Source organism: Flavivirga algicola (assembly GCF_012910715.1).
GTDB classification, from domain to species: domain Bacteria; phylum Bacteroidota; class Bacteroidia; order Flavobacteriales; family Flavobacteriaceae; genus Flavivirga; species Flavivirga algicola.
Window position 1 is genome coordinate 309025 of record NZ_JABBHF010000004.1, and the last position, 24620, is coordinate 333644.

The window sequence follows — 24620 nt, forward strand, 5'->3', positions numbered from 1 at the left end:
ATGATAATACATTCAAATATTATAGGTAAAGGGAAGCCATTTGTAATTCTTCATGGTTTTTTAGGGATGAGTGATAATTGGAAAACTCTTGGCAGACAGTTTAGCGAACAAGGTTTTCAAGTGCATTTAGTAGATCAACGAAATCACGGTAGAAGCTTTTGGGGCGATGATTTTAGTTATGAAGTACTTGCAGAAGATTTAAAAAACTACTGCAAAGCACATGATTTAAATGATATTATATTGCTAGGGCATTCTATGGGAGGAAAAACGGCAATGTTTTTTGCAACCCAATACCCAGAAATAATCTCAAAATTAGTCGTGGCAGATATTTCTCCGCGCTTTTATCCAGTTCATCATGATACTATTTTGGAAGGCTTAGATGCTTTAGATTTTGATATTATTAAAAGTAGAGGGGAAGCCGATAAGTTGTTAAGTAATTATGTGTCTGATTTTGGAACACGTCAGTTTTTATTAAAAAACCTGTATTGGGTTGAAAAAGGGAAATTAGGCTTGCGTATTAACTTAGAAGTTTTAAAAGAAGAAGTTGCCGAGGTAGGTGAATCTTTGCCCTCTCATGCTCGTTTTGAAAAAAATACGTTGTTTGTAAGAGGTGACCGATCAGAATATATAGGTGTTGGTGACGAAGTCATTATTCCTAATCATTTTCCAGAATCGGAAATTGTAACCATTGCTAATGCTGGGCATTGGCTGCATGCCGAAAATCCAAAAGACTTTTTTGAGGCTGTATTACAGTTCGTTGAGTGATTTTTTGTACTTTTAGTTGTGTTAATGACACCCAATAGATAAAACAAATACAGATGAAACTCCTAATCAAACTTTTATTAAATGCCATTGCTGTATTTGTAATAGCACATTTTTTAAATGGAGTAGATGTCGATAGTTATATAACGGCCTTTATTGTCGCTGTGGTATTGTCGGTATTAAATCTATTTGTGAAACCTGTTTTAATTATTTTTACTTTACCAATTACCATAGTTACTTTAGGTTTGTTTCTATTAATAATTAATGCATTGATTATTTTATTAGCCGATAAGTTAATTGATGGCTTTTCTGTAAATAGCATTTGGATTGCAGTACTGTTTAGTATTCTACTTTCTGTTTTACAATCCATACTTCATTCGCTTTTAAAAGACGATAAAAAATAGCTTAAAATGAGTCCTTGCTTTATGGACTTTAAAACTAAAAATTTTAATAGCAGAATAACACATATGGCCTTTGAAAATCAATAAATAAGGCTGTGAAAAATCAAGTGGTTAAAAACTTTGCTAGGATGTAAAAATATTATATTTTTGCATCCCAATTTTGGTTACACAAATTTTAGTTTTTTAAAAGAAAACTTTATTGTTAAATGCCTGACACAGGGCTTTATATGATTTAAAATGAATATTACAAGAGAAAACGTTGATGCATTAAATGCTGTTGTAAAAGTAGATATCGCTAAAGAGGACTATAGCGAAAAAGTTGAAAAAATCTTAGCAGACTATCGTAAGACAGCAAATATTCCTGGTTTTAGGAAGGGACATGTGCCAATGGGTATGGTAAAAAAACAATACGGAAAGGCTGTTTTGGTAGATGAGGTTAACAAGCTATTGCAAGATGCTTTAAACAAATACCTTACAGAAGAAAAACTAGATGTTTTAGGACAACCTTTACCAAGACCACAAGATGATATAAACTGGGATGCCGATGGGTTTTCTTTTGAATTTGAATTAGGTTTAGCACCAGAATTTGAAGTAAAATTAAAAGGTAAAAAAGCCATTACACAGTACAATATCATTGCTGATGATAAAATGATTGATGAGCAAATTGAACGTATTCAAAAACAATACGGAAAGTTAGTGTCTCAGGATGTTGTTGTAAAAGACAGTGAAATTACAGGTGTTTATAAAAACGAAGAAAAAGAAATAGAGAATACAGTAACTTTAACTTTAGATAAATTTAAAGGAAAAGCAACTGAGAAGAAATTCATAGGGGCTAAAGAAGGAGATGTCATTACCTTGAAAACTAAAGGGCTTTATGATGATGAGCACGAATTAATGCATGCTTTAAAGTTAGGCCATGACGAAGTACATGGTTTAGATATCGAAGTAAACTTTACAATTACTGAAATTAATGAACGTGAGTTGGCGGATTTAGATCAGGAGTTGTTTGACAAGCTTTTTGGTAAAGATACTGTTAAAACAGTTACCGAATTAAAAGCGAAGATAAAAGAAGATGCTGAAAAGCAATTTGAGCAGCAAGCAGATCAAAAGCTTTTAAATGATATTACCGAATATTTAGTTGAAAATACGAAGTTTGATCTACCTGCCGAATTTTTAACAAAGTGGATGCAAACTGCTGGAGAAAAAGAAATGGATGAAGTGCAGGCAAGAGAAGAATATGAAAAATCTGAAAAAAGTTTACGTTATCAATTAATTGAAGGAAAGCTTATTACAGATCATGATGTTCAGGTTACTCTGGATGATATTAAAAATCATGCAAGAGAAATGATCAAAGGACAAATGGCTCAATTTGGTCAGATGAATCCTTCAGATAAAGAGTTAGACGATATCGTTGCACGTGTGTTGTCAAACCAAGATGAGGCTCGTAGAATTTCAGAGCAATTAATTAGCCAAAAATTATTAGCAGTTTACAAAGAAAAAGCAAACATTAAGGTTAAAGAATTGAGTTACGAAAAGTTCGTAAAAGAAGTTTACGGTGACAAATAAGTAAAGAATAATTCCTTATATTTAGACGCTTAAATCTTCTGATTTAAGCGTTTTTTATTCAAAAAAGGAATTTTTTAAAATAGATTTTTATGCCATTTGAATGTGTATCAGGCAATTAATCAAATAAAATATTAAAAAAACTATGGATTACGCAAAAGAATTTGAAAAATTCGCGATAAAAGATCAAGGCATTAGCAGTGCATACTATAATAAAATTATAAGTAGTATGTATCCAACAGGCTTAACACCAAATATTATTGAAGAACGTCAAATGAACATCGCTATTTTTGATGTTTTTTCGCGCTTGATGATGGATCGTATTATTTTTTTAGGAACGGCTATTAACGATCAGGTCGCTAATATTATACAAGCACAATTGCTGTTTTTAGAAAGCGTTGATGCTTCAAAAGATATTCAAATTTATATTAATTCTCCAGGAGGAAGTGTTTATGCTGGTTTAGGGATATATGATACCATGCAGTTTATAAAACCAGATGTAGCCACTATTTGTACAGGGATGGCAGCCTCAATGGGAGCTGTTTTATTATGTGCTGGTGAAAAGGGAAAACGTAGTGGTTTAACGCATTCACGTGTTATGATACACCAACCATTAGGAGGAGCACAAGGTCAGGCTAGTGATATTGAAATTACTGCTAGAGAAATATTGACTTTAAAAGAAGAACTTTATAAAATTATTAGTAAACATTCAGGTCAAGATTACGACAAAGTATACGAGGATAGTGATCGGGATTATTGGATGAAAGCTGATAAAGCCAAGGAATATGGTATGATTGACGAAATTTTATCTCGTAATTAAATAAAAAATTCGTAAATTTAGTTAATTGTTATTGAGGGATTTATAATAATTTACACTCAAAAATAAATTTAGATTAATGGCAAAAGAAGAATTGGAATGTTCGTTTTGTGGTCGGAAAAAACCTGAAACGAATTTATTAATAGCTGGCTTAGATGCTCATATATGTGATCGATGTATAGAGCAGGCTCATGGTATTGTAATTGAAGAATCCAAACAAAGTGATAGCAGTGATTTATCTGCTGAGTTAAAACTTCGTAAACCCCAACAAATTAAGAAATTTCTTGATGAATATATCATTGGGCAGGGTATGACTAAAAAAGTCATGTCTGTGGCTGTTTATAACCATTATAAACGTTTGCTTCAACCACCATCTAAAGATGATATTGATATTCAGAAGAGTAATATCATTATGGTGGGACAAACTGGTACTGGAAAAACCTTAATGGCGAAAACAGTTGCCAGAATGCTAAATGTACCTTTGGCTATTGTAGATGCTACTGTTTTAACAGAAGCGGGTTATGTTGGTGAAGATGTGGAGAGTATTTTAACACGTTTGTTACAGGCTGCAGATTATAATTTGGAAAAAGCGGAAAAAGGCATTGTTTTTATTGACGAGATTGATAAAATAGCTCGTAAAAGTGATAACCCATCCATTACTCGCGATGTTTCAGGAGAGGGTGTGCAGCAGGCCTTATTAAAACTTTTAGAAGGTACTGTTGTTAATGTGCCGCCAAAAGGTGGTCGTAAACACCCAGATCAAAAATTTATTGAAGTCAATACAGAAAACATTTTGTTCATTGCTGGTGGTGCTTTTGATGGTATTGAGCGCGTTATCTCTAAACGCTTAAATATGCAAGCTGTAGGATATAGTGCTTCAATGTCTGATGAGGTGGTAGATCAAGAACATTTATTACAATATATTATTCCGAAAGATTTAAAAGATTTTGGGTTGATTCCAGAAATTATAGGGCGTTTACCAGTGCTTACCTATATGGATCCTTTAGATGCAGATACGTTAAGGTCTATTTTAACAGAGCCTAAAAATGCCATTATCAAACAGTACAAGAAATTATTTGCTATGGATGAAATTGATTTCACTATAACAGATGGTGCTTTAGATTTTGTTGTAAACAAAGCTATCGAATATAAGTTAGGCGCAAGAGGTTTACGTTCGCTTTGTGAAGAAATATTAACAGATGCTATGTTTGAGCTGCCTAGTAGTAATGAGAAAAAGCTAAATGTAACGAAAGTATATGCAGAGGATAAATTAACAAAAACAACTTTGAAGAAACTGAAAGCCGTTTCATAAAAAGTTAAACTATAGTATAAAAAAACCACGCTAATGGCGTGGTTTTTTATTTTATGAATGGATGTTAATTAATAAAAGACATTATGGATAAATAAATTTTCACAGTGTTTTTTAAAAACTTTGATAAAAGTATACTTAATTAGAGAGCTCGCAAAGGCTTTTTTTGCCTTTTAGATGATTAGGCAAAATACTCGTTTAAAAACTTTTACTATTGCATTTTGTCGAAATTAAAAACGGTGTTGCGTATTTTAACTTATTCTATGATAACAAATTCAACACGTCTATTAGCTTGTAAGTTTTCTTCAGTACAAGCATTTTTACAATCAATTTTTGGTTTGGTTTCACCGTAACCTTTAGATTGTAATCTGTTTTTATCTATACCATTATTTATTAAATAGGTAACGGCGGATGCTGCACGCTTATTAGATAAGTTTAAATTGTAAGAATCTCTACCCTTATTATCGGTATGCGCATTTATGGCCAGCTTCATTTCTGGATGCTCCTTTAATACTTTAATAATTTTGTTTAAAGAAATAAAAGATTCTTCTTTGACATTCCACTTGTTAAAATCAAAGTAAATGTTTTCTAAAACAATTCTTAATTCATCTTCAACTTTTGCAATAACAGGTTCGGTAGTAAGCAATTCTAAATCTTTGATATAAGAAGTTTCATAACCTCTTGTTGTTGTAAATTTAAAATCACCCTCTTTAAAGCCTTCCTTTTGTGTTGTAATGCTATATGATTCAAAAGGAATAACATTGAAGCTATAAGTAGCATCTTCTTTGGTTAATTGTCTTGATATCTCATTGCCTTCTTCGTCCTTTAAAACAACTAAGGTGTTGGGAAGTTTTATTTTAGTTTCCAAATCCAGTACTTTGCCTTTTACTGTTTGAATAATTTCATCGTTAGTTGCTGTGTAAATATCGAAGCCACCTTTGCCATTTGGTCTGTTTGAAGAGACATATCCTTTGTTTTTAGCAGCTAAAAAATAAGCAACTTCATCATATTTAGTGTTAATGGTATTACCCATATTTCTGGGAGTTTTGTATCTATTGCTTAAAATTTTGCTGGTAAAAAGATCAAAACCACCTATACTATTATGTCCTTTTGATGAGAAATAAAGGTATTTAGAATCTATAGAAAGCGATGGATATTTCTCATCTGAAGCCGTATTAATGATGTTTCCTAAATTCTCAGGAGTACTTAATGAGCCGTCTGTATTTATATTTGAAACGTAAATGTCGTAACCGCCAATAGACCCTGGCATATTCGATGAGAAATAAAGTTTGTCTCCTTTAGGACTCATAAAAGGATTCTCTATCGAAACATTAGCTTTATTGATACTTAATAGTTCTTCATTAATCCAATTACCATGCGAATCTTCCTCTAAAACAGCTTTGTATAATTTATACTCCATAGAGTTTTCTTTGCTACTTCTTGTGTAGTATACTGTTTTTTGGTCTGGAGAGAATGTTAATTGATCTTCACTATCCTGAGTATTTAATATTCTGGAAAATAATAAAGGGAGGCTTAATGAACCATTCTTATCAATGTCCAAGCAAAATAAATCTTTATATGCCTCATTGGTATTAGGGTCTAATTTTGCTAGACCGCCAAGTTTTTTTGAGGAAACCATGATAAGTTTATTCCTAAAAAAACCTGATCCAATTTCAGAGTATTTAGTATTCACACCTGCATCCAAAAGTTCAAACTGAAATCCGTTAGCATCAATAGTATTCGATGATAAACGCGAATTGTTAAATGAAAAATTATTTGATGCTATTAAATTTGATGTTCCTTGGCTAAGAAGAATATTAGAAATAAGGAAAATGAAAAAACTTAATTTAGTTCTCATCTCTTGAGGGTTTTGAATGGTTATAATTAATCGGATGTTAAATATAGTCCGGAATCTGAGTTTTGAAAAAATTTCTTAGACCAATAGCTATTTAATTCGTTAACTAATTACTTTATGGAAAGTGCTGATGTAAAAAAGATCTTTTGTCGTTTAAATCTGACAGATTATCTAAGAAGGTTTAAGTGTTTCGGATTTTAATGTCTTATAATTGAGTTTATTATTGGGTAAAATATAGTATTTGGCACCTAAAACTTAAATTTTTTTGAAGCTTATTTATTTTAAAGATAATGTGGAATTTAATCTAGTCTTTTAAATTTTAACCAAGCGTCTTCATTACTTATTATTCTAATAGTTTCTAAGGCTTTTATTGCTTCAGGTTTACTTTCGTAACTTGCATATGCTACCAAAAACAAACCATTTTTATTTTTTCCAATGTTTCGTGCGCTAATGAACCCTTCCTCTCTTAGGCGCTCAACCATTTTAGTGCCGTTTTTTTCAATGCTAAATGAACCAGCTATAATATGATAGTTTCCTGTTTCATTAATCGCATTCAAGGTGTTTTCTGGAGAAGCATTTAAAATAACAAATTCAACGCGCCTATTGGTTTGCAAATCCTTTTTAGAACAACGATTTTTACAATCAATTAATGGTTTTCTTTCTCCATAACCTAAAGAGAATAATCTTTTTCTTGTAATGCCATTTTTAACTAAATAATCTAAAGTGGACTTAGCTCGCTTCTTAGATAAGTATAAATTAAAAGCATCTGTACCTATATTATCGGTATGCGCATTGATTGCCAATTTTATTTTGGGATGTTTTTTTAGTACTTCTACTAAATTATTTAAGGTCGTATATGAATCTTCTTTTATGTTGTGCTTAGCAAAATCAAAGTGTATATTTTCAACAATGATCCTAAGTTCATTATTTACTTCTGCAATTACAGGATCTGCGGCAGTTATTTCTAAATCTTTTTTATAAGTTGTATCTTCATTTTTGTCTGATGTAAAAGGAAACGAAGCATTTTTAAAACCGCTTTTTTGGGTTGTAATTGTGTAAGATTCTAATGGAGTAACATCAAATAAATAGGTGCCATCTTGACCAGTTATTATTTGGTCTATATCTTTTTGATTTTTATCTTTTAGAATAACAATAGTGCCAGGCAGTGTTGCTTTAGTGTTAATGTCTGAAATTTTACCCTCAATAGTTTGCTTTATATGTTTAAAGGTAAAGTAATAAATATCAAAGCCGTTTTCTTCTTTTCTATTTGATGAAAAATACCCTGTACTTTTATCAGCATTGAAATAAGCTATTTCGTCATATTCCGTATTAATGCTATTTCCCAGGTTTTTAGGAGTGTAGTATTTGTTATTGGATATTTTACTAGCAAAAAAATCAAACCCTCCTAAACCTTCATGACCTTTTGAAGCAAAGAATAGGTATTCATTGTCCAAAGAAATATAGGGGTGTTTGTCATCCAGGGTTGTATTTATTTTTTCTCCTAAGTTTTTTGGGGTACCTAATGTCCCATCAGGATTGATGTCAGAAACATAAATGTCGTAACCACCAATAGCATCAGGCATATTAGCAGAAAAATAAAGCTTATCTCCTTTAGGACTAACGGAAGGGTTTTCTATGGACACATTTTCACTGTTAAAGTCTAGCAACTCCTCATTAATCCAGTTACCATGTGAATCATCTTCTAAAATAGCCCTGTAAAGTTTAAATTCTAAAGAATTTGCTCTACTACTTCTAGAATAATATACGGTTTTTTGATCTGGAGAGAATGATAATTGATCCTCGCTATCGTTTGTGTTTAAAATTCTTGAAAATAGTAAAGGGTTAGCCAGAACTCCGTTGCCCAAAGTGTCTAAACAATATAACTCTTTGTATGCTTCATTCGTATTAGGATCTATTTTGGCTAGCACACCAATTTTTTTAGAAGATACCATAATGAGTTTCCCTTTAAAAAAACCAGTCCCAATCTCTGAAAATTGGGTGTTAACATCTGTGTCAGAAATTTCAAATTGAAAACCATTTGTACCAATAGTAGATTGGCTAAATAAAAAGATAGATTGAAGGCATATAATAATTGAAAAATATATTTTCATCTTAGGGGATGTATAAATTTATTTCACTACTAAACTTGTTTTAAACCTCCTAAAATAGGTTTTTTAAAAATAAAACACAATATTAATCGATTAATTGGCGTTTTTGATTGAAAAAACCTACAAATCATTTATTCAAACTTAGAAGCTCGTCTATATAAACTCTAGTGTTGGAAAGGCGAGGTATTTTATGTTGCCCACCCAATTTATTGTTTTGTTTTAACCAATCGTAAAACAAGTGTTCTCTGGCGATATTAATTTTAGGCTTATTAAGTGTTATGTTATTGTAACGTTTAGCCTCGTAATCAGAGTTTAATGCTTTTAAGGCGTTATCAAATAGTTCGTTAAAATAATGTATGTCTTTTGGAGGTGTTTTAAATTCAATAAGCCATTCATGTGCCCCTTTTTCTTTACCTTTCATGAATATTGGAGCTGCAGTAAAATCTACAATTTCGGCTTTGGTACGCTTGCATACCTTTTTTAATGCCTTTTCGGCATTTTCAATAATAAGTTCTTCTCCAAAAGCATTAATATGATGCCTGGTTCTGCCTGATACTTTTATCCTGTAAGGGCTTAGTGAGGTAAACCGAATGGTATCTCCAATTTTATAACGCCATAATCCTGCATTGGTCGTAATTATTACAGCGTAGTTTTGGCCAAGTTGGACTTCGCTTAAAGGAATGGCCTTTTCTTCTGTGGTAGCATAAATGTTCATAGGAATAAACTCATAGAAAATTCCATAATCAAGCATCAATAATAATTCATCGGAATCATTTTGGTCTTGAATGGCAAAAAAACCTTCAGATGCATTATAAATCTCATAAAATTTAAAATCTTTTCTAGGAAGAATTTTTTTGTACTGATCTTTATAAGGTGTAAAACTAACCCCTCCATGAAAATAGACCTCTAAATTGGGCCATACGTCATGAAGACTTCGTTTGCCTGTAGTTTCTAAAACATTATTAAGTAGCACAAGCATCCATGAGGGGACACCCGCAAGACTTGTCACATTTTCGTGTATAGTTTCATCTACTATTGCTTGCATCTTATGCTCCCAATCGCTCATTAAGGAGACTTTATTGCTTGGAGTACTACTAAACTCGGCCCAAAAAGGCATATTGTCGATTAAAATGGCCGATAAATCTCCAAACACTGTCCCATTTTCTTTATAAAGTTCTTTACTTCCACCTAGACGTAGGCTCTTACCTGTAAATAATTGAGAATCTTCATTGTTATTAAGGTACATGCACAATAAGTCTTTACTGGCTGCGTAATGACAATCTTCAAGCGATTCTGTGCTTACAGGGATAAACTTACTTTTTGCTCTGGTGGTACCACTAGATTTAGCAAACCATTTGATAGGGTTGGGCCAAAAAATATTGGTTTCGCCTTTTCTGGAACGTTCAATGATATCTTGCCAGCCTTCGTAGTTTTTAATAGGAACACGTTCTGAAAATGTTCTGTAATTTTTTATAGAAGCAAAATCATATTTCCTTCCAATTTCTGTGTCTTTTGCAATATCTACAAGACTTAATAGTAATTCATTCTGTACTTCATTGGGGTATTTTAAAAAAAGTTCTATTTGATGGAATCGTTTTTTTAAGAACCAAGAAGCAATCGAATTTACTATAGGTATTGGCATATTTATTCTATCTTTAAGATTTTAAAAATAAGACTTTTTTTTATGACTTACCAAGGCGTTTTAACAAAAATGGAAACGGAGTATGCGAGCCCAATTCAATATTATTTAGTATTTGAAAACGATTTCTTAAACATGAATCAGTTATTGAATAAAAGTATAACGATTCAATTTGTTAAATATCAATGTCTAAACTGTGGATTGGATAAGCCTATTTATAGACAAGGCTTCGATAAACAGTGCTTTTATGAAGTGCCTCAGGCGGCCGATTGGATTATGCGTCCTGAGTTGAGTACTGCTCATTTGGGAAAGGAAGATAGGGATTTGGAATATGAGAAACGTGCTCAATTACAACCTCACATTGTATATTTAGCAAATTCCAGTAATGTAAAAGTTGGTGTTACAAGAAAAAGTCAGGTGCCTACGCGTTGGATAGACCAAGGAGCCCATGAGGCTATTGAAATTGTTGAGGTTCCCAATCGTTATCTGGCTGGTATTACCGAAGTTGCTCTAAAAGATTATGTAGCAGATAAGACCAATTGGAGGAAAATGCTTAAAAATGATATTGAAGATGAAAATCTAGTGGTATGGCGAGAACGTTTAAAACAGTATATTCCCGATGAAGCTAAAGACTATTTCATTGAAACCAACACAGAAACCAATTTAGAATTCCCAGTATATAAGTATCCAGAAAAACCTAAAAGTCTGAATATAATTAAACAACAGCAGTATTCGGGTAAATTGGTTGGTGTGAAAGGACAATACCTTATTTTTGAAGATGAAACTGTTTTTAATATTCGAGCTAACGAAGGATTGGTAGTTGATATCTCAATTAATTAGATGACATATAGTTTTATTGCCTGAACAAAAGCAATAACAATTAATAAAATACCAGTCACTTTATTTATGATTAGTGATATATTATGGATCTTATCTTTAATGAATAGGCTAAATCTGCTGTAAAAATATAGTGTCAATAATTTGCCTAAATATACGCCGCAAAAGAATAAAAATAATACAGAGAATGATGATTGTAATGACAGCATAATGTCGCTGTTGTTTATGATACCAAAAGCTAAAACCCAATAGATTAAAACAGGAGGGTTTAATATACCAAGAAAAAAACCAGTTGCATATTTAGATGTTGTTATTTTTCTTTTTTTAGTAGCCTTTTCAGATTGTTTTTTAAAAAATAAATAGATGCCAGCGGCACATAAAAGTAGAGCGGCAATTATTTGTATCCATAAATTGTTGCTAAAAAAATCTTTTACGATCACATTGCTATGCAATGCATAATAGGATAATAACACTTCTGCAATTCCAGCTGCGATTGCAATTTTAAAAGCTTTTTTTGCATTTTGTTTTACAGTTGTATTAATAACGGCAATATTAGAAGCTCCTAATGGCAATGCGCCTATAATTGCAGCAAATATGCCAATTAATAAATAAACTAAAATCATAAAGCCTTTGTAGTAATTTGTTTTAAAAGCTTACATGATTTTTTTGAAGATGTTATTAAAAACCCGTTTGTGTGAAATAAAAAAGCTGCATTGTCGTAAAAGATCAATGCAGCTTAGTTTTAGATTATAGTAATGCTATATATCTTCCTGGTCTCTTAAATTTTGAATATAAGCAGCCTTTTGAATTTCTCGACGCCTCTTAACCGATGGTTTTGTGAAAAATTGCCCATCTCTTAAGTTTTGCATAACTTTAATGTTTCTGTGTTTTCTTTTGTAGCGTTTTAAGGCGCGCTCAATGTTTTCGCCTTCTTTGATAATAATTTTTAGCATATACAATTTTTAAATTTGTTCGTTTTAGGATTATCCTAAATACGTTACTTTTTTTGAATTATCTCTTAACCGCACTATTCGTAATTTTGATAAATTCAAAAGGAGCAAGTTAATTGCTTAATGACAATAATAACTTTTTTAAATTAGTATCCTAATAAAAATAGGTTTATTTAATAAAATTTAAAAAATACAGCTTAATCTTTTTTCTTTTTACCGCTTAATAAGCCACCGAGAACATTTTTAACGGCATCTTTTGTTGTGTCTGCTTTAGTAGAATCTGCTTGGGTTTTATTACTGCCAATAAGACCTCCTAAAACATCTTTAACAGAGCTGTTTTGTTCTTTTTTAATAGAGTCGGTTTTTGTTTTATTGCCACCAATAACACCGCTAATTAAATCCTTGACTTTGCCTTTTCCTTGGTTAAGTAATTTTTGTTTTTCAATTTCAATTAGCTGATTTGTTAGGTTTTTAACCCCGCTAGTCAAATCGGTTTTAACCTTAGGTGTTAGATATGATCCGCCAATGTTAGCGGTAACAGGAATGCTTATCTTTTTTGCTTCATCATCATTAATTTTACCAATTAATTGATTAACATCACTTCCTAAATACTTGGCTGGTACATTAAAAATGGCACTATAATCCAGGTTTTTATCAAAACCATGAGAACCAGATACATCAATGGTAATATCTTCGTATTTTAACTGAAATGGTTTTACACTAACCTTTCCGTTTGCGAATTCTAATTTTGTTTTCAGATCTTTCAAGTCTAGTTTGTTAAAATCAATAAAACCTAAAGAACCTTCTAATTTGTTGAATAACTCACCTTGATTTGCGTCAATTTTTGTAGCCAGCAATTCGGTAAGTGCATTACCAGAAACACTACTTAGCTCAGGAGTAAATTCATTATCTAAGCTGCCTGCTAAATTTATACTAGTATTTAGTTTTCCTTGTATTAATTTGGCAATAGGGGCCAGATTTCTTAGTAGTTCTAAACTTTTAAAAGATTGTGCAATGTCAAAACCATCGGCACCTAAACTTAAATTAAAAGTTGGTGTTTCACTTTTAGTAGAAACATCTCCAGAAATAGCCAAGGTACCATCAAATAAATTGGAGGTCATATTTTTAAGCGTTGCCTTCTGGTCTTTAATAATAAGTGTTCCTTTTACATCTTTTAAATTGAGGTTATCATAAAGTACCGTTTTAGCATTGGCATTAATAGTGCAATCTAAAAATTGTGGAATTTTCAAGGACTCTGTATCTTGAGTAATATCACTATCTGTTGTTGCTGTGTCTTCTTCAGACATAAAATCGCTTACTTTAAAAGAAGTAGAATTTACATTAAAGTAACCTTGAAGGGTATTGTCACTTAATAAAAAACCTAGTAAATTTTTAATGGTGCCAGTTGCATTTAAGTCACTATTGCCAGTCCTGGCTTTAAAGTTGCTAAGTGCTACTGTATTCGGATTAAAAGCCATGTGCGCCTCAGAGATATGGATGGGGTTAACAATATCCTCTGAAGAAAATACAAAGTCATTAATACTTGCAGAACCACTGTTTTTTATGCGTTCGTAGGCATTCGTTTCTATGGCTTTCATATCGAAAGCAGTATTGATATTTCCCTTTAAAGTACCTGTTAAAGTGTTTTCTAATTCTACAGGATATACTTTTGTGAGGTTTGTTAAATTTAGGATACCATCAATATGAGCATTTACCAACATGTTTTTAGTGATGTTCTTTAAGGTAGCAGACGACTTAAATACATCACTATCAATTTTAAAATTAAGAGCTTTTATATCAATATATGTATCATCGACATTTCCTGTTGTGTTTTTTACAGCCGTATTTATGGTAATGTTTTCAACACGTTTTGGTAAATCGGGGTATTTAAAAGAAGCGTTATTTGAGGTAATGCTAATGTTCAAAGTAGGAATTGTTTTTTCGGAACTTACACCTTTAATAACCCCTTTTACATTAAAATCGCCTGTAGTTTGAACGCCTTCAATATTTTTTGAGTAGTCTTCAGGAACTAATGCCAAGAAGTTTTTAAAAGATGTTTCAGGATTTTCAAAAGTAATATCAATCTCTTGACCATTTTCTAACTGTTGGACATAACCATGAAATTCTAAAGGAAGTTTATTTATAAAGCCTTTGTTTTCTTTAAAGGTATATTTGCTGTTTTTTAAGTCTAATCCTATTAAAGCATCCAGTTTAATGTAGTTGTTACTTAAATACGTACTACTATCTATAGTGAAAGTAATATGAGCTTCACTTTTGGTGTCTAATTCGGATGTTTCTGCAGAAAAAATACCTTTCCCTTCGTGGTTGAGCTCTGATATATGAATCGTGGTTTTTGATCCCTCATCAATATATGCTAAGGCACTATTATTGATACTATATTTTTCAATATCAAAGGAGAAACCACCAGAACTTGACGCTGTTTCACTTGGCATGGTTTCTTTATCCTTTTTAGCAATATCAAAATTAGTATTGCCAAATTTGTCCGTTTTAAGTGTTAATAAGGTTTCATCAACAGTAATAGAGTTTACAACAATGGGTTCTTCACCAGATGTCTTAAATAATTCTTTAATTGACATAGTAAGAGCGATATTTTTCGAGGTTACAAATGTTTCGTCTTTAAAAGGTTCGAAATTAGTTATAACCAAATCACTTACGGAGACATGCGCTTTAGGAAAGCTTTTTATAAAACTTAAGCTGACATCGCTAAATTCTACTTGAGCGTTCAAGTTTTCGTTTATAAATTGCTTTACCATATCTTTAATTTGTCCTTTAAAGGCATAAGGAAGCGCTATTAAAAGCGCAAGAACAATGAGTAAAACAATGCCCGATATCTTTAGAGCTTTTTTCATTTTGTAGGTTTTTTTTGTTTTAATTGTTAATTAAAAAATTAAGTTTTGAGGTATTATATCAACTTTATAAAATAGCGCAATGAATATACGTAAAAATGCTATTAAAAAGATGATGCTTGTTTTATTTAACGTTAATTTTTAATGGTTGTTTTATTAAGAATGCTAGAAGCATGTGTTTTGTGTCAATCTATTGATTTTGTGTTTCTTGTGTGTTTTTGAATAATTTTATATCCTTTAAAGTAAATTAATCTCTTCGTTTACTTTTAAGTTAAAACGTCTTCTAAACAAATAAACGCCTAAATATAAGAATGGGGTATCACAAGCAGCGACAAACACCTTAAATAAAAACCCGCTAATTAATAAACCTTTAAAATTTGACCAATCGATAATGCCAAATGCGCATAATAGAGTTACAATTGTAAAAGTGTCAACAAATTGCGAGAACCATGTAGAGAAATTGTTACGTAACCAAAGATGTTTGCCTTTAGTGAGTCGTTTCCAAAAATGATAAATTTGAATATCTACAAACTGAGCAAATAAATAGGTAAGCATGCTTGCAAATACAGCAATCATAGAATTGCCAAATACGGTTTTAAACATATCATCTTTAACATAAGACCAAGGCGTAGCAGGTACGAGATCTGCAACCAGAACTATTAAAAGGGAAAAAAGCGAAGCAAAAATACCAGTAACAACAACATCGTTAGCCCGCTTTTTACCATAAATCTCACTAATTAAATCGGTGATTAAAAAAGTGATGGGGTAAGGTAATATGCCAACAGAGATTTCAAAAAGTTTACTTCCAAAAATTTCTATATCAAACGGGTACCAATAAAAAAACTTCTGAAAAATAAGATTAGATACCACTAAAGATGTTATAAATAAAGCCCCAAGAAGTATATAAATACGTTGGGCAGCAAGTTTGTCTTTTAATGTCATACAATTTTTGAATAAATATTACTTTGTCGGTTCGAGCGATACGACGCAGGAGCATTGTATCGAAAACTAAATCTTATTAAATGTCTTTTTGGCTAAGTTAGGAAGCTTTTTAATTCGAGACCACTTTTTAATTTGTTTTTCCGTTTGTATTGCTAAATCAACGTTTGTGAATTCAGCATAAAATTCTAAGTTTATTGGTCGGCGTTTATGAGTGTGACTATCTATGTGTGTTCCTAATTTATGTTCAGTAATATGTTTTGCTAAATTAGATATTATACTTGTATAATAACTTCTGTCGGAACATTTTAAAATATAAGCATAATAAATTTTCATATTTATAGAGATAAAGCTTCTCGATACTATTTTTATTCATTTAGTTTCGAAAAATCACTCGAAGTGACATGTTAACTTAGTTCATATCGGCTAGAGTATTTTGAAACTTTTGAAGTGTTTCGAGGTAATTTGTGAATAAATCGCTAGAGTAAATATAACCGAATAAAAATTGTTTTAGTTATTTTGCCAATACTTTTATGATAAAACCGAGGACATTTCATATCGCTTTAGGAAGTAATAAAGGGGATAAATTTAAAAATCTCCAGAATGCTGTCGATTTAATACATGTTAGAGCTGGTAACATAAAACTGATCTCCAAAGTATATAAATCGCCTGCATTTGGATTTGAAAGCGACGATTTTTTTAACGCTTGTTTGGTTTTAGAAAGTTATTTAGAACCTCAAAAACTGCTCGAAACTTTATTGGTCATTGAAACCGATCTAGGACGTGTTAGGGAAAAATCTGAGGGTTATGAAGCACGTATTATAGATTTAGACATTGTTCTAGCTGAAGATGCTATTTTTGAAACAGAAACACTTCAGGTGCCACATCCAGAAATGGAGAAGCGTATGTTTGTGCTATTGCCGTTAAACGATGTCGCTTCTAAAATGAAACATCCCAAATTAAATAAAGAAGTATCTGTTTTATTGGCCGAATGTGAGGATGAAAGTGTTTTAGAGTCCATTAATATTTGGTTAAAAAACCCAAGAAAAGCTTTTAACTTTTCAAAGTATAATTACATTGCTATTGAGGGCAATATAGGTGCTGGGAAAACAAGTTTAGCGAATAAAATAGCTCACGATTATAATGCAAAACTTATTTTAGAGCGTTTTGCAGACAATCCATTTTTGCCTAAATTTTATAAGGATGCCTCTCGTTATGCCTTTCCTTTAGAAATGTCTTTTTTGGCAGAACGGTATCAACAAATATCCGATGATTTATCACAGCTCGATTTGTTTAAAGATTTTATTGTGAGCGACTACGATGTATTTAAATCGCTAATATTTTCAAAAATCACATTGCAAGAGGATGAATTTAAGTTGTACAGAAAATTGTTTTATTTAATGTATAAAGAGATTGCTAAACCCGATTTGTATGTCTATTTGTATCAAAATACAGAGAAACTACAAGAAAATATAAAAAAGCGAGGCCGCGATTATGAGCAAAATATAGATAATGACTACTTAGAAAAAATCAATACGGGGTATTTGGAGTTTTTAAAATCTCAATCTGATTTTAATGTAAAAATCATTGATATTTCGGATAAGGATTTCATTGAAAATAGGTTGGATTATTTGTGGCTCTTAGGAGAGATTAGTGGGGAGTGATTTTGGAGTTGTACTTATCGGTTTTTTTGTAAACGACAGTTAAGAGAAAGTATAATGAAGGCTATTGACGATTCAATAATTTATGTCCTATTTAGTATAGTCACAATCATTATTGATGATAATTTTCTTGTCAATTTTCCAATAATTTATTAATTTCTCTTTTGAATCTAAATTCCCAAAATAGTCTATAAAATATTTTTCAAAAAAAATTCCCATAAATGGATTCCCTTTGGTTTTCCATTCTTCATATGCTGTTGAGAAATTGAGAATAGGTGAATGAAAAGATGTTTCTTTATCGATGATATAAAATTCAGTTCCAAGTTTTTTTCTTTTACTTCTTTTTGGTTTTATTGAAGCTAGTTTATGCAAGCTGTATGATTTTCCATTAATTATAGTATCATTAAGTTTAAAAAAGTCGTAATTTTTTGTCTGATATTTAAATGGATTCCGATACCTAGTTATAGATTTACATTCTATATTTAGGAATTCCGCCTTTTTTAAGTCGGATTTCAAGATAACAACATTTGAATGAATCCCATTCTGATCTTTAAACTCCATTTTATAGTTTAAACCGTCTAATTCTGTTAGAACTGCAGTATAATTATTTTTCTTTGAGTTTGTTAAGTAATACTTTTTTACTTTTTTATCTCGTTCTCTAAAAAAGCGGTTTTTGATTTTTACAGAATCTTTATATAAAGTCAATTCATATTCAATTATATAATCAAAACTATATTGTTTTTGCGAAAAACACACTGTTGATAACAGGAAAAATATTATAAAATAAAATCTCATTGAAATGTTTCGTTGTGTATTATGCAAATTAATAAGAGTTTTTATTTTCTATTTACAATCCAGTTAATATCGGTTTTTAAAGTATTACTTAATTCAGATTCCTTTATGCCAATGAAGCCAGAAACAAAATTCATTTCTAATACTTTATCAAGATACTTCCATTTAAACGGTACAACAGATAGACCTGACGGGAAATTATCCAATTTCAACTTAAAATCATTAGAGTTCATTAATCTTGGATTTTTAATTTGTACCTCATGAATTTTATAATTGTCATTGTCTAAATTGAAGTCTTTAGTATGAATGGTTTTTAGAATCTGGTCTTTAGAAATAGGTTTCTGATTGTAATCAATAACACCATTTTCTTCTGTGATACTTGTTTTTAGGTATGGGAAGAAATCAACAATCCAACCAGTAACGAAAGGTCCTCCAGACTCATTGTTTTCTTTGTATATGGAATTCCAAAATTCAAGATTGTTTTCGCCTTTTAAAGTTTGAATAATCTTATTAATATTAGGAATCATATTATTAATCCACCAGTCCAAATTGTATTTTTTGAGTTTTTCTAAAGCGTCTATGATTTTTTGATAATCTTCAATCGTTCCTCTAATTTCTATTTCAGGAATGCCACATAAAGTCATAAATTCATAATCAAAGTAGCTCGACATTGAGTCCATAAATACAATTTCGAAGGCATTTATTTCTTTTTTTGTTGATGTGGAAAACTCTAATACAATTTTTGAGTGTAGATCTTCATTAATGGTTTGAGCAATTTTTTTTGAGAATTCAGGAAATATTTCTTCCCAAGGATTGTCATTCCCAATTATAAAGTCATCTCTTCTAACTTGAATTGTGTGTTTTTCATCAAATTCAAAGATATCTTTAAAGCCTTCAGAATTAAGTTTTATGTGTTCAGAGAGTCCTTGGCAGATTAACAACCAGATATTATCTGGAGATATAGAAATAGGTTTATGTTGATTGAAAGCAAATTGGAGCATAAGAAGGAAATGATTCGTGTTAATTATTTCCTTGTCTAGTTTAACGTATTTGGAATTTTTTTCTATTGATGAGCCTTCCGTTTTATTTGGTAAGATTGATTTAAGTATAAAGTTTCCATCAACAATGTTTAGGGCTTCAGTATTTATGTTGACATTGGCTACTTTTATCGTTAAACTTTTGTCTTCTATTTTATTCATCAGCTATTTTCTATAAAGAAAGCGGTATTGGTTCATATAATGAAATCTGTTATTGGAAAGACATTTAGCTTAATCTTTAATTAAAAAAATATGCTTTTCTTACTTGTGTGTCTGGAATACCAATAATATTATTGATATAATCTTCTTGTACTATAAGTTCTCCTTTTTTAATATATCCCTTTGCAAAAGGCATGCATGCTCCCCAAGTTCCAGATTGTTTGCAATTGTTTATGTCGATTATTTTAACAATAGTATGATCGCCAGTTGTAATAACGCAATTGCTATGTTCTTTTGCTGAAGATAAAATATCTTTAATGTTGTCTTTAGAAACTGCCATTACTTTACTCGCTTTGTCTTCTGCTAATTCTTGAAATAAACTAATAGGGTTTTTGTTCTCAACTTTCTCTAATGTACTTATATCAGTTAAAAATTTAGAGATTATATCTGAGTCGGAATTAGTGCTTGTTTTAGTTTTAACAGTTGGTGTTTCGTCTTTTTTGGGTTCGTTCTTTGTTTCAGTTTTTGTACTTGAAACAGTATCTTCTTGAGTTTCATTCTTTGTTTTGTTTCCAGAATTACATGCAACAATTGCAGTTAAAAGTAAAATGGCAAGAATTTTTTTCATAGGTTAATGTATTAATTGGTTCAAGATTTATTTAAGTGCTTATTCGGTTTTGTGTTTGTAATATTTATTCTAATTTAACAAAGATAAATGTTTTGCTTTATGACAAGTTTATGTTAAGATAGTGTGATTTTTAATTTACCTATATAGCGTTTTATTTTTGCTACTTACTCCACTTTGTTGATTTTACAATTTTTAGCCATTTTTTCTCATCAATAGACAATGTTTCCAGATTAGCTATGTATTTTGGGTTTGGTTTATACCAACTTTGTGATAAATAATAATCTTGTATGAACTTGGTTTTAAAAACGTATCCTCTAATAGCGAATGGTAAATTTCTCAAAACTTTAAAAGAATTTTCATCTACAGAATTTGTGGAGGTTTTTTTCTCAATACTAATAAGGTTTGGCAAATTATGTGTAGAATAATCAAAAGACTTATAAGAATCCTTCATTAAACCGCTTGTTGAATATAAATATAGTTCGCCATTTGGTCTAAAATTTTTTCTTTTAAAGCTGATACTTCCAGTATGTGTAATAAATTTTGTAAAATCACCACCCGAAAAAAGACTTCTCCCATTTTGGATATACCATTCATTTTTATTCTTGAAAAAAGTATTTTTTAAATTAAAGCCTTCATCAGATCCCATGTTAATGTTTAAGGTGAAATCATCAATTTGATTATTTTTCCACCTGTTTGCGGCAGTTAAAATATAATCAAAGCTATAATCGCTCAATATAGAATTCGATATTTCAAATCGATATGTATGTATGATTTTATTTTTCCCAGATTTAAAATTTGCATCAAAATGATAGACATAATAGAAGTCAGGCTCATTAGTGTTAAAATCGTTGTCTATAACTTCTTCTTCGGTTTTAGCGTCAATTTTATTGTTGACGTAATAATTTTCTGTGTTTACTATTGAGGTTTCAAATTTTAATAATTTTCCATTCATTTTTACATTAAAGTTGGAGATGTAAGGGTGAGCACCATTTTTTGGAAAACCATCTACGTCTCCAGATGGAGAAGGCGCTTCAAATCCAACTAAGATCTTTTTTCCTGGCCCAGGATTGTAAAATGTATAGTCTACAGTCACATAAACATAATTACCAGATCTAACAACATCCAAAACTTCTTTAGATATGCTAATTTGAGTTTCTGTGATTGGTATGAGTTGATTGCCAGAAGCATAATAGGCACCATCATTAGCAAATGCTATGAAATGGAGGCTTATTACGAATAAGAACAATAATTTTTTATCTATTTGAAGCTGTATTTTTCTTAAAAATGGTTGAAGTTCTTTTAATAGTTTCATAATTCAAAATATTAGTAATTTTAATTTAATTACTATATTAATTTAAATGAAAAGTATCCTTCATTTTGTGTGTGTAAATTGATTATTACAAATTTACAGGATATCTTGTTAGCAGGACTACCCCGAATTCAGTGAATTTAATTTGTGTACCTTATTCACTTATACTTATTATTCAGCCTTACATGCCCAATAAAGGCAAGTGTTTTACCTTGTGGTACGTTAACGCAGCTATGATGCACTGCTTTAATGCCTCTTTGGGAAGTTCGTCTTTGAGCTGAAGAATGATGGCTCTTTTGCCTTCAAAATCAAGTGTGCTTTTATAAATGGTTCTAAATGTAGGTATCAATCTGCTCGTGCATTGAAAATACATGGCATATTGAGTTGGTTTTTTGGGTTTCCAATCTATTCTAATGGTGCTTCCTTTTTTGGTTAAGTAGCTTGGTTCTCCCCATTTTAGAGTTTCTTCCAGATGGGTTATGCCTTCTGTTTCACTAGCGGTTTCGATAATCAATTCCCGTAAGCGTATCATTCGCTTTTTAGCAGAGTCGGGATATTTGCCGAAAACTAATTCAACTTCAGGGTTTGTTTTTATCTCTATGTTTTTCATTCATTTTGAATTCAAAAAAATTCTAGCTCATTGTTTTGTAGATAAATATTTTAAACCTGTGCTAAATAAATGATTCAGCACAGGCAAAAAGATTATTTTTTTTCTAAAACAGCTTTATTTTCTTTGGCAATCCGTTCACGTTGCTCCTTCGATAAGCCATACTTAAAATAAAGTTCGTTAGGATAAAGTAAATTAGATTTTTTCATACTGGGGTCGTTTATTTTTTGACTTAAATCGCAATCAAAACGGGCCAGTTTTGTGTACATTTTATTCCAGTTATTACCAGCATTAATGAAATGTGACAAGCCCCAGGTAATGCCATCGGCATTCTTAGAATCGGTAAATGCATCAGGAGAAAAAGGACCAGCAGCAACAGGTAGCATCTTACCTACCGAAGCAATTTCAAAATTCACCCAATCTTTCGCGTATTGTATGGTGTAATGTTCTATACCATCTGTGGTTACAATAGCGGCTACACCTTCTTTGTAAGGGAATAATATTGTTTCATGACCAGAGTTCATAACTGGATTTAGAGGATGCTTAATATATGGGCCGTTTGGAGATTCTGCTATAGCAACGCCCCAGCCATCCCAGTGTTTTCTATTGGCATCCCTACTGTCCATTCCAGATTTATAGTATACATATATTTTTCCGTCATGTATTAAAGGATATGGATCATGGATAACACGATGGTCCCATTCATCTTCTGCTCCAAAATCTATAACAACTTTGTTTAATGGTTTCCAAGGGCCATCAGGAGAATCGGCGTAAGACATAGCAACAGGGCAGACATCACTTCCACCTCCATTTGAAGGTTTACCACTTGGTGCACTAAATGCTTGATAATAAAGATAGTATTTGTCTTTCCATTTTAAAACATCGGTGGTTGAAACCGAACGCCACCCAGGATTAGGTTTTGCAGGCCTTGGAATAGCAACACCCTGTTCTTCCCAGGTAAAACCATCGGTACTGGTGGCATACCAAATGTCACATAAATCCCAATCTGCAGAAGGGATCGTGTCATTACATTTAGCATAGCCCATAGGTCTTGTTGGTGTATTTCGGTAGGTGTACCAGACATAATATTTGCCATTTTCAAAAATAATTTTCGAAGGGTCTCGACGTGTAATGGTACCATCTCCATCATTATAATTAAAGCCATCTAGTTCGGTGTATCGAAAGTTGGAATAAAGCTCATTGTCTAATTGACGAGGTGCTTCGTAATGCTTAAAACTACGTTCCATGGCAGCACTTAATTTTCTATTCGGATCTAGGTTTTTAATAAACAAGGGAAATGCTTTTTCAGGGTTTTTTGGCGTTGCGTTTTCTTGCTCCTCAGTTTTAGAATGGCAAGAAAAGAATAATAGTGCTATTAAAGAAAGTGTTAAAAGCCTCATTGTTTTTGTTCTTTAGTTTAGATAAATTATTAATGAAAGGTAAGTTTGTTAAAATACCTGTTAAGAATGTTTCAAAGTTATTGATTTTTAATGAACAGTTTAAACTTTTTTTATTGGCTATAGATTATTGTTTTCTACTCAAGTATTGTCTTTTTATTACTTGGTTGCGACTTTATGCAGTTTAAAAAAGCCATCAATTGAACAAAAAACTCTATGTTTCATTGTAATCAAAAAAGTTTAAACCAGTTAATATCAACTATGTGAAGTTGTGTTTGTTAAACTATTATGGTTTTTGGTATATAGTGGTGTCCAAATGATTGAATTTATATGATAATATTTTTAGCTTTTAAGAAATAAATGTTTTTATTTTAGAAAAAACATCCCAAATCACAACACCACAGCTTACCGAAATATTTAGGGAATGTTTGGTACCATATTGTGGAATTTCAATGACCATATCGCTTGCAGTTACGACGTTTTGATCGACTCCTTTTACCTCATTACCAAAAACCAAAGCGTAAATTGTATTGGCTTCGGGCTTAAAATCATTTAGCATAGTAGCATTTTCTGCTTGTTCAACAGCGCATACTTTTACATTTTCTGCTTGCAGCCTTTCAACCAAATGCATCGTATTTTCAACATATTCCCAGTCTACTGTATCGGTACTGCCTAAAGCTGTTTTATGGATGTCTTTGTGAGGCGGTTTAGCCGTTATCCCACAGAGGTAAATTTTTTCAATCAAAAAAGCATCACTTGTTCTAAACACAGAGCCAATATTATTAAGGCTCCTAATATTGTCTAAAACAATAATGATTGGAGTTTTTTTAACTAATTTAAAATCATCGACACTCAATCGGTCTAATTCGCTGTTTTTTAGTTTGCGCATTGAAAATCATTTTCTTTCATTTCCGCCTGCGCGGAAATTTCATTATTTTGTCATAGCGAGGACGAAGGGTGTGGTAATCTGTGAAATTAAAAGA

At 31.5% G+C, this 24620-nt stretch carries 22 protein-coding genes; 7 read left to right on the forward strand and 15 right to left on the reverse strand.

Going from position 1 to position 24620, the window contains the following annotated elements; genetic code table 11:
* The 5 genes from HHX25_RS08805 to clpX all read left to right on the forward strand — a co-directional run bounded on the left by HHX25_RS08805 (position 1) and on the right by clpX (position 4855).
* Positions 1 to 765 carry an alpha/beta fold hydrolase gene (locus HHX25_RS08805; protein WP_169672254.1) on the forward strand — a complete coding sequence of 255 codons (765 nt, stop codon included), beginning with the start codon at positions 1 to 3 and terminating at the stop codon, positions 763 to 765.
* Between the two features lie 53 nt (positions 766 to 818).
* Positions 819 to 1166 (forward strand): phage holin family protein, encoded by a 348-nt coding sequence (locus HHX25_RS08810; protein WP_169672256.1) that lies wholly within the window; start codon positions 819 to 821, stop codon positions 1164 to 1166.
* Positions 1167 to 1400: 234 nt separating this feature from the next.
* The gene (tig, locus tag HHX25_RS08815; RefSeq protein WP_169672258.1) at positions 1401 to 2729 is read left to right on the forward strand and encodes a trigger factor; all 1329 of its coding nucleotides are present in this window, start codon (positions 1401 to 1403) and stop codon (positions 2727 to 2729) included.
* 142 nt (positions 2730 to 2871) lie between these two features.
* Positions 2872 to 3546: an ATP-dependent Clp endopeptidase proteolytic subunit ClpP gene (clpP, locus tag HHX25_RS08820; protein ID WP_169672260.1), complete on the forward strand. Its 675-nt coding sequence runs from the start codon at positions 2872 to 2874 to the stop codon at positions 3544 to 3546.
* 76 nt (positions 3547 to 3622) lie between these two features.
* Entirely contained in the window at positions 3623 to 4855 is a 1233-nt protein-coding gene (gene clpX / locus HHX25_RS08825; RefSeq protein ID WP_169672262.1) for an ATP-dependent Clp protease ATP-binding subunit ClpX, read from the forward strand.
* 253 nt (positions 4856 to 5108) lie between these two features.
* Here clpX and HHX25_RS08830 read toward each other — a convergent pair whose 3' ends face one another.
* From HHX25_RS08830 to HHX25_RS08840, 3 genes are all read right to left on the reverse strand, one after another.
* The gene (locus tag HHX25_RS08830; protein WP_169672264.1) at positions 5109 to 6710 is read right to left on the reverse strand and encodes an OmpA family protein; all 1602 of its coding nucleotides are present in this window, start codon (positions 6708 to 6710) and stop codon (positions 5109 to 5111) included.
* Between the two features lie 296 nt (positions 6711 to 7006).
* Positions 7007 to 8818 (reverse strand): OmpA family protein, encoded by a 1812-nt coding sequence (locus HHX25_RS08835; protein WP_169672266.1) that lies wholly within the window; start codon positions 8816 to 8818, stop codon positions 7007 to 7009.
* 124 nt (positions 8819 to 8942) lie between these two features.
* Entirely contained in the window at positions 8943 to 10457 is a 1515-nt protein-coding gene (locus tag HHX25_RS08840; protein ID WP_169672268.1) for a GH3 auxin-responsive promoter family protein, read from the reverse strand.
* 42 nt (positions 10458 to 10499) lie between these two features.
* Here HHX25_RS08840 and HHX25_RS08845 point away from each other — a divergent pair, with 42 nt between their 5' ends.
* Positions 10500 to 11294, forward strand: coding sequence for a DUF2797 domain-containing protein (locus tag HHX25_RS08845; protein WP_169672270.1), 795 nt, complete (start codon positions 10500 to 10502; stop codon positions 11292 to 11294).
* Here HHX25_RS08845 and HHX25_RS08850 read toward each other — a convergent pair.
* From HHX25_RS08850 to HHX25_RS08870, 5 genes are all read right to left on the reverse strand, one after another.
* On the reverse strand, positions 11291 to 11914 hold the full coding sequence (locus HHX25_RS08850) for a LysE family transporter (protein WP_169672272.1): 624 nt from the start codon (positions 11912 to 11914) through the stop codon (positions 11291 to 11293). The two genes, HHX25_RS08845 and HHX25_RS08850, sit on opposite strands and share 4 nt — an antisense overlap.
* A 135-nt stretch (positions 11915 to 12049) precedes the next feature.
* A complete protein-coding gene (rpsU, locus tag HHX25_RS08855) occupies positions 12050 to 12244 on the reverse strand; it encodes a 30S ribosomal protein S21 (protein ID WP_169672274.1) in 195 nt (64 codons plus the stop codon).
* 194 nt (positions 12245 to 12438) lie between these two features.
* Positions 12439 to 15111, reverse strand: a complete 2673-nt coding sequence (locus HHX25_RS08860) for an AsmA-like C-terminal region-containing protein (protein WP_169672275.1) — start codon at positions 15109 to 15111, stop codon at positions 12439 to 12441.
* 234 nt (positions 15112 to 15345) lie between these two features.
* Positions 15346 to 16050 carry a queuosine precursor transporter gene (locus HHX25_RS08865; protein WP_169672277.1) on the reverse strand — a complete coding sequence of 235 codons (705 nt, stop codon included), beginning with the start codon at positions 16048 to 16050 and terminating at the stop codon, positions 15346 to 15348.
* A 66-nt stretch (positions 16051 to 16116) separates the two neighbouring features.
* Positions 16117 to 16383, reverse strand: a complete 267-nt coding sequence (locus HHX25_RS08870; RefSeq protein ID WP_169672279.1) for a GIY-YIG nuclease family protein — start codon at positions 16381 to 16383, stop codon at positions 16117 to 16119.
* Positions 16384 to 16580: 197 nt separating this feature from the next.
* On the opposite strand from HHX25_RS08870, the gene folK reads away from it, so the two are divergent.
* Entirely contained in the window at positions 16581 to 17711 is a 1131-nt protein-coding gene (gene folK / locus HHX25_RS08875; protein WP_169672281.1) for a 2-amino-4-hydroxy-6-hydroxymethyldihydropteridine diphosphokinase, read from the forward strand.
* A gap of 87 nt (positions 17712 to 17798) precedes the next feature.
* Here folK and HHX25_RS08880 read toward each other — a convergent pair whose 3' ends face one another.
* The 7 genes from HHX25_RS08880 to HHX25_RS08910 form a co-directional block, all read right to left on the reverse strand.
* Entirely contained in the window at positions 17799 to 18503 is a 705-nt protein-coding gene (locus tag HHX25_RS08880) for a hypothetical protein (RefSeq protein ID WP_169672283.1), read from the reverse strand.
* Between the two features lie 41 nt (positions 18504 to 18544).
* Positions 18545 to 19699: a DUF4419 domain-containing protein gene (locus HHX25_RS08885; protein ID WP_169672285.1), complete on the reverse strand. Its 1155-nt coding sequence runs from the start codon at positions 19697 to 19699 to the stop codon at positions 18545 to 18547.
* A gap of 76 nt (positions 19700 to 19775) precedes the next feature.
* A complete protein-coding gene (locus tag HHX25_RS08890) occupies positions 19776 to 20324 on the reverse strand; it encodes a hypothetical protein (protein WP_169672288.1) in 549 nt (182 codons plus the stop codon).
* Between the two features lie 160 nt (positions 20325 to 20484).
* Positions 20485 to 21636: a YARHG domain-containing protein gene (locus HHX25_RS08895; protein WP_169672290.1), complete on the reverse strand. Its 1152-nt coding sequence runs from the start codon at positions 21634 to 21636 to the stop codon at positions 20485 to 20487.
* Positions 21637 to 21814: 178 nt separating this feature from the next.
* On the reverse strand, positions 21815 to 22243 hold the full coding sequence (locus HHX25_RS08900; protein ID WP_169672291.1) for a DUF1801 domain-containing protein: 429 nt from the start codon (positions 22241 to 22243) through the stop codon (positions 21815 to 21817).
* Between the two features lie 92 nt (positions 22244 to 22335).
* Positions 22336 to 23640 carry a glycoside hydrolase family 117 protein gene (locus HHX25_RS08905; protein ID WP_169672293.1) on the reverse strand — a complete coding sequence of 435 codons (1305 nt, stop codon included), beginning with the start codon at positions 23638 to 23640 and terminating at the stop codon, positions 22336 to 22338.
* 346 nt (positions 23641 to 23986) lie between these two features.
* Positions 23987 to 24526: an RNA methyltransferase gene (locus tag HHX25_RS08910; protein WP_169672295.1), complete on the reverse strand. Its 540-nt coding sequence runs from the start codon at positions 24524 to 24526 to the stop codon at positions 23987 to 23989.
* Positions 24527 to 24620: the final 94 nt, after the last annotated feature.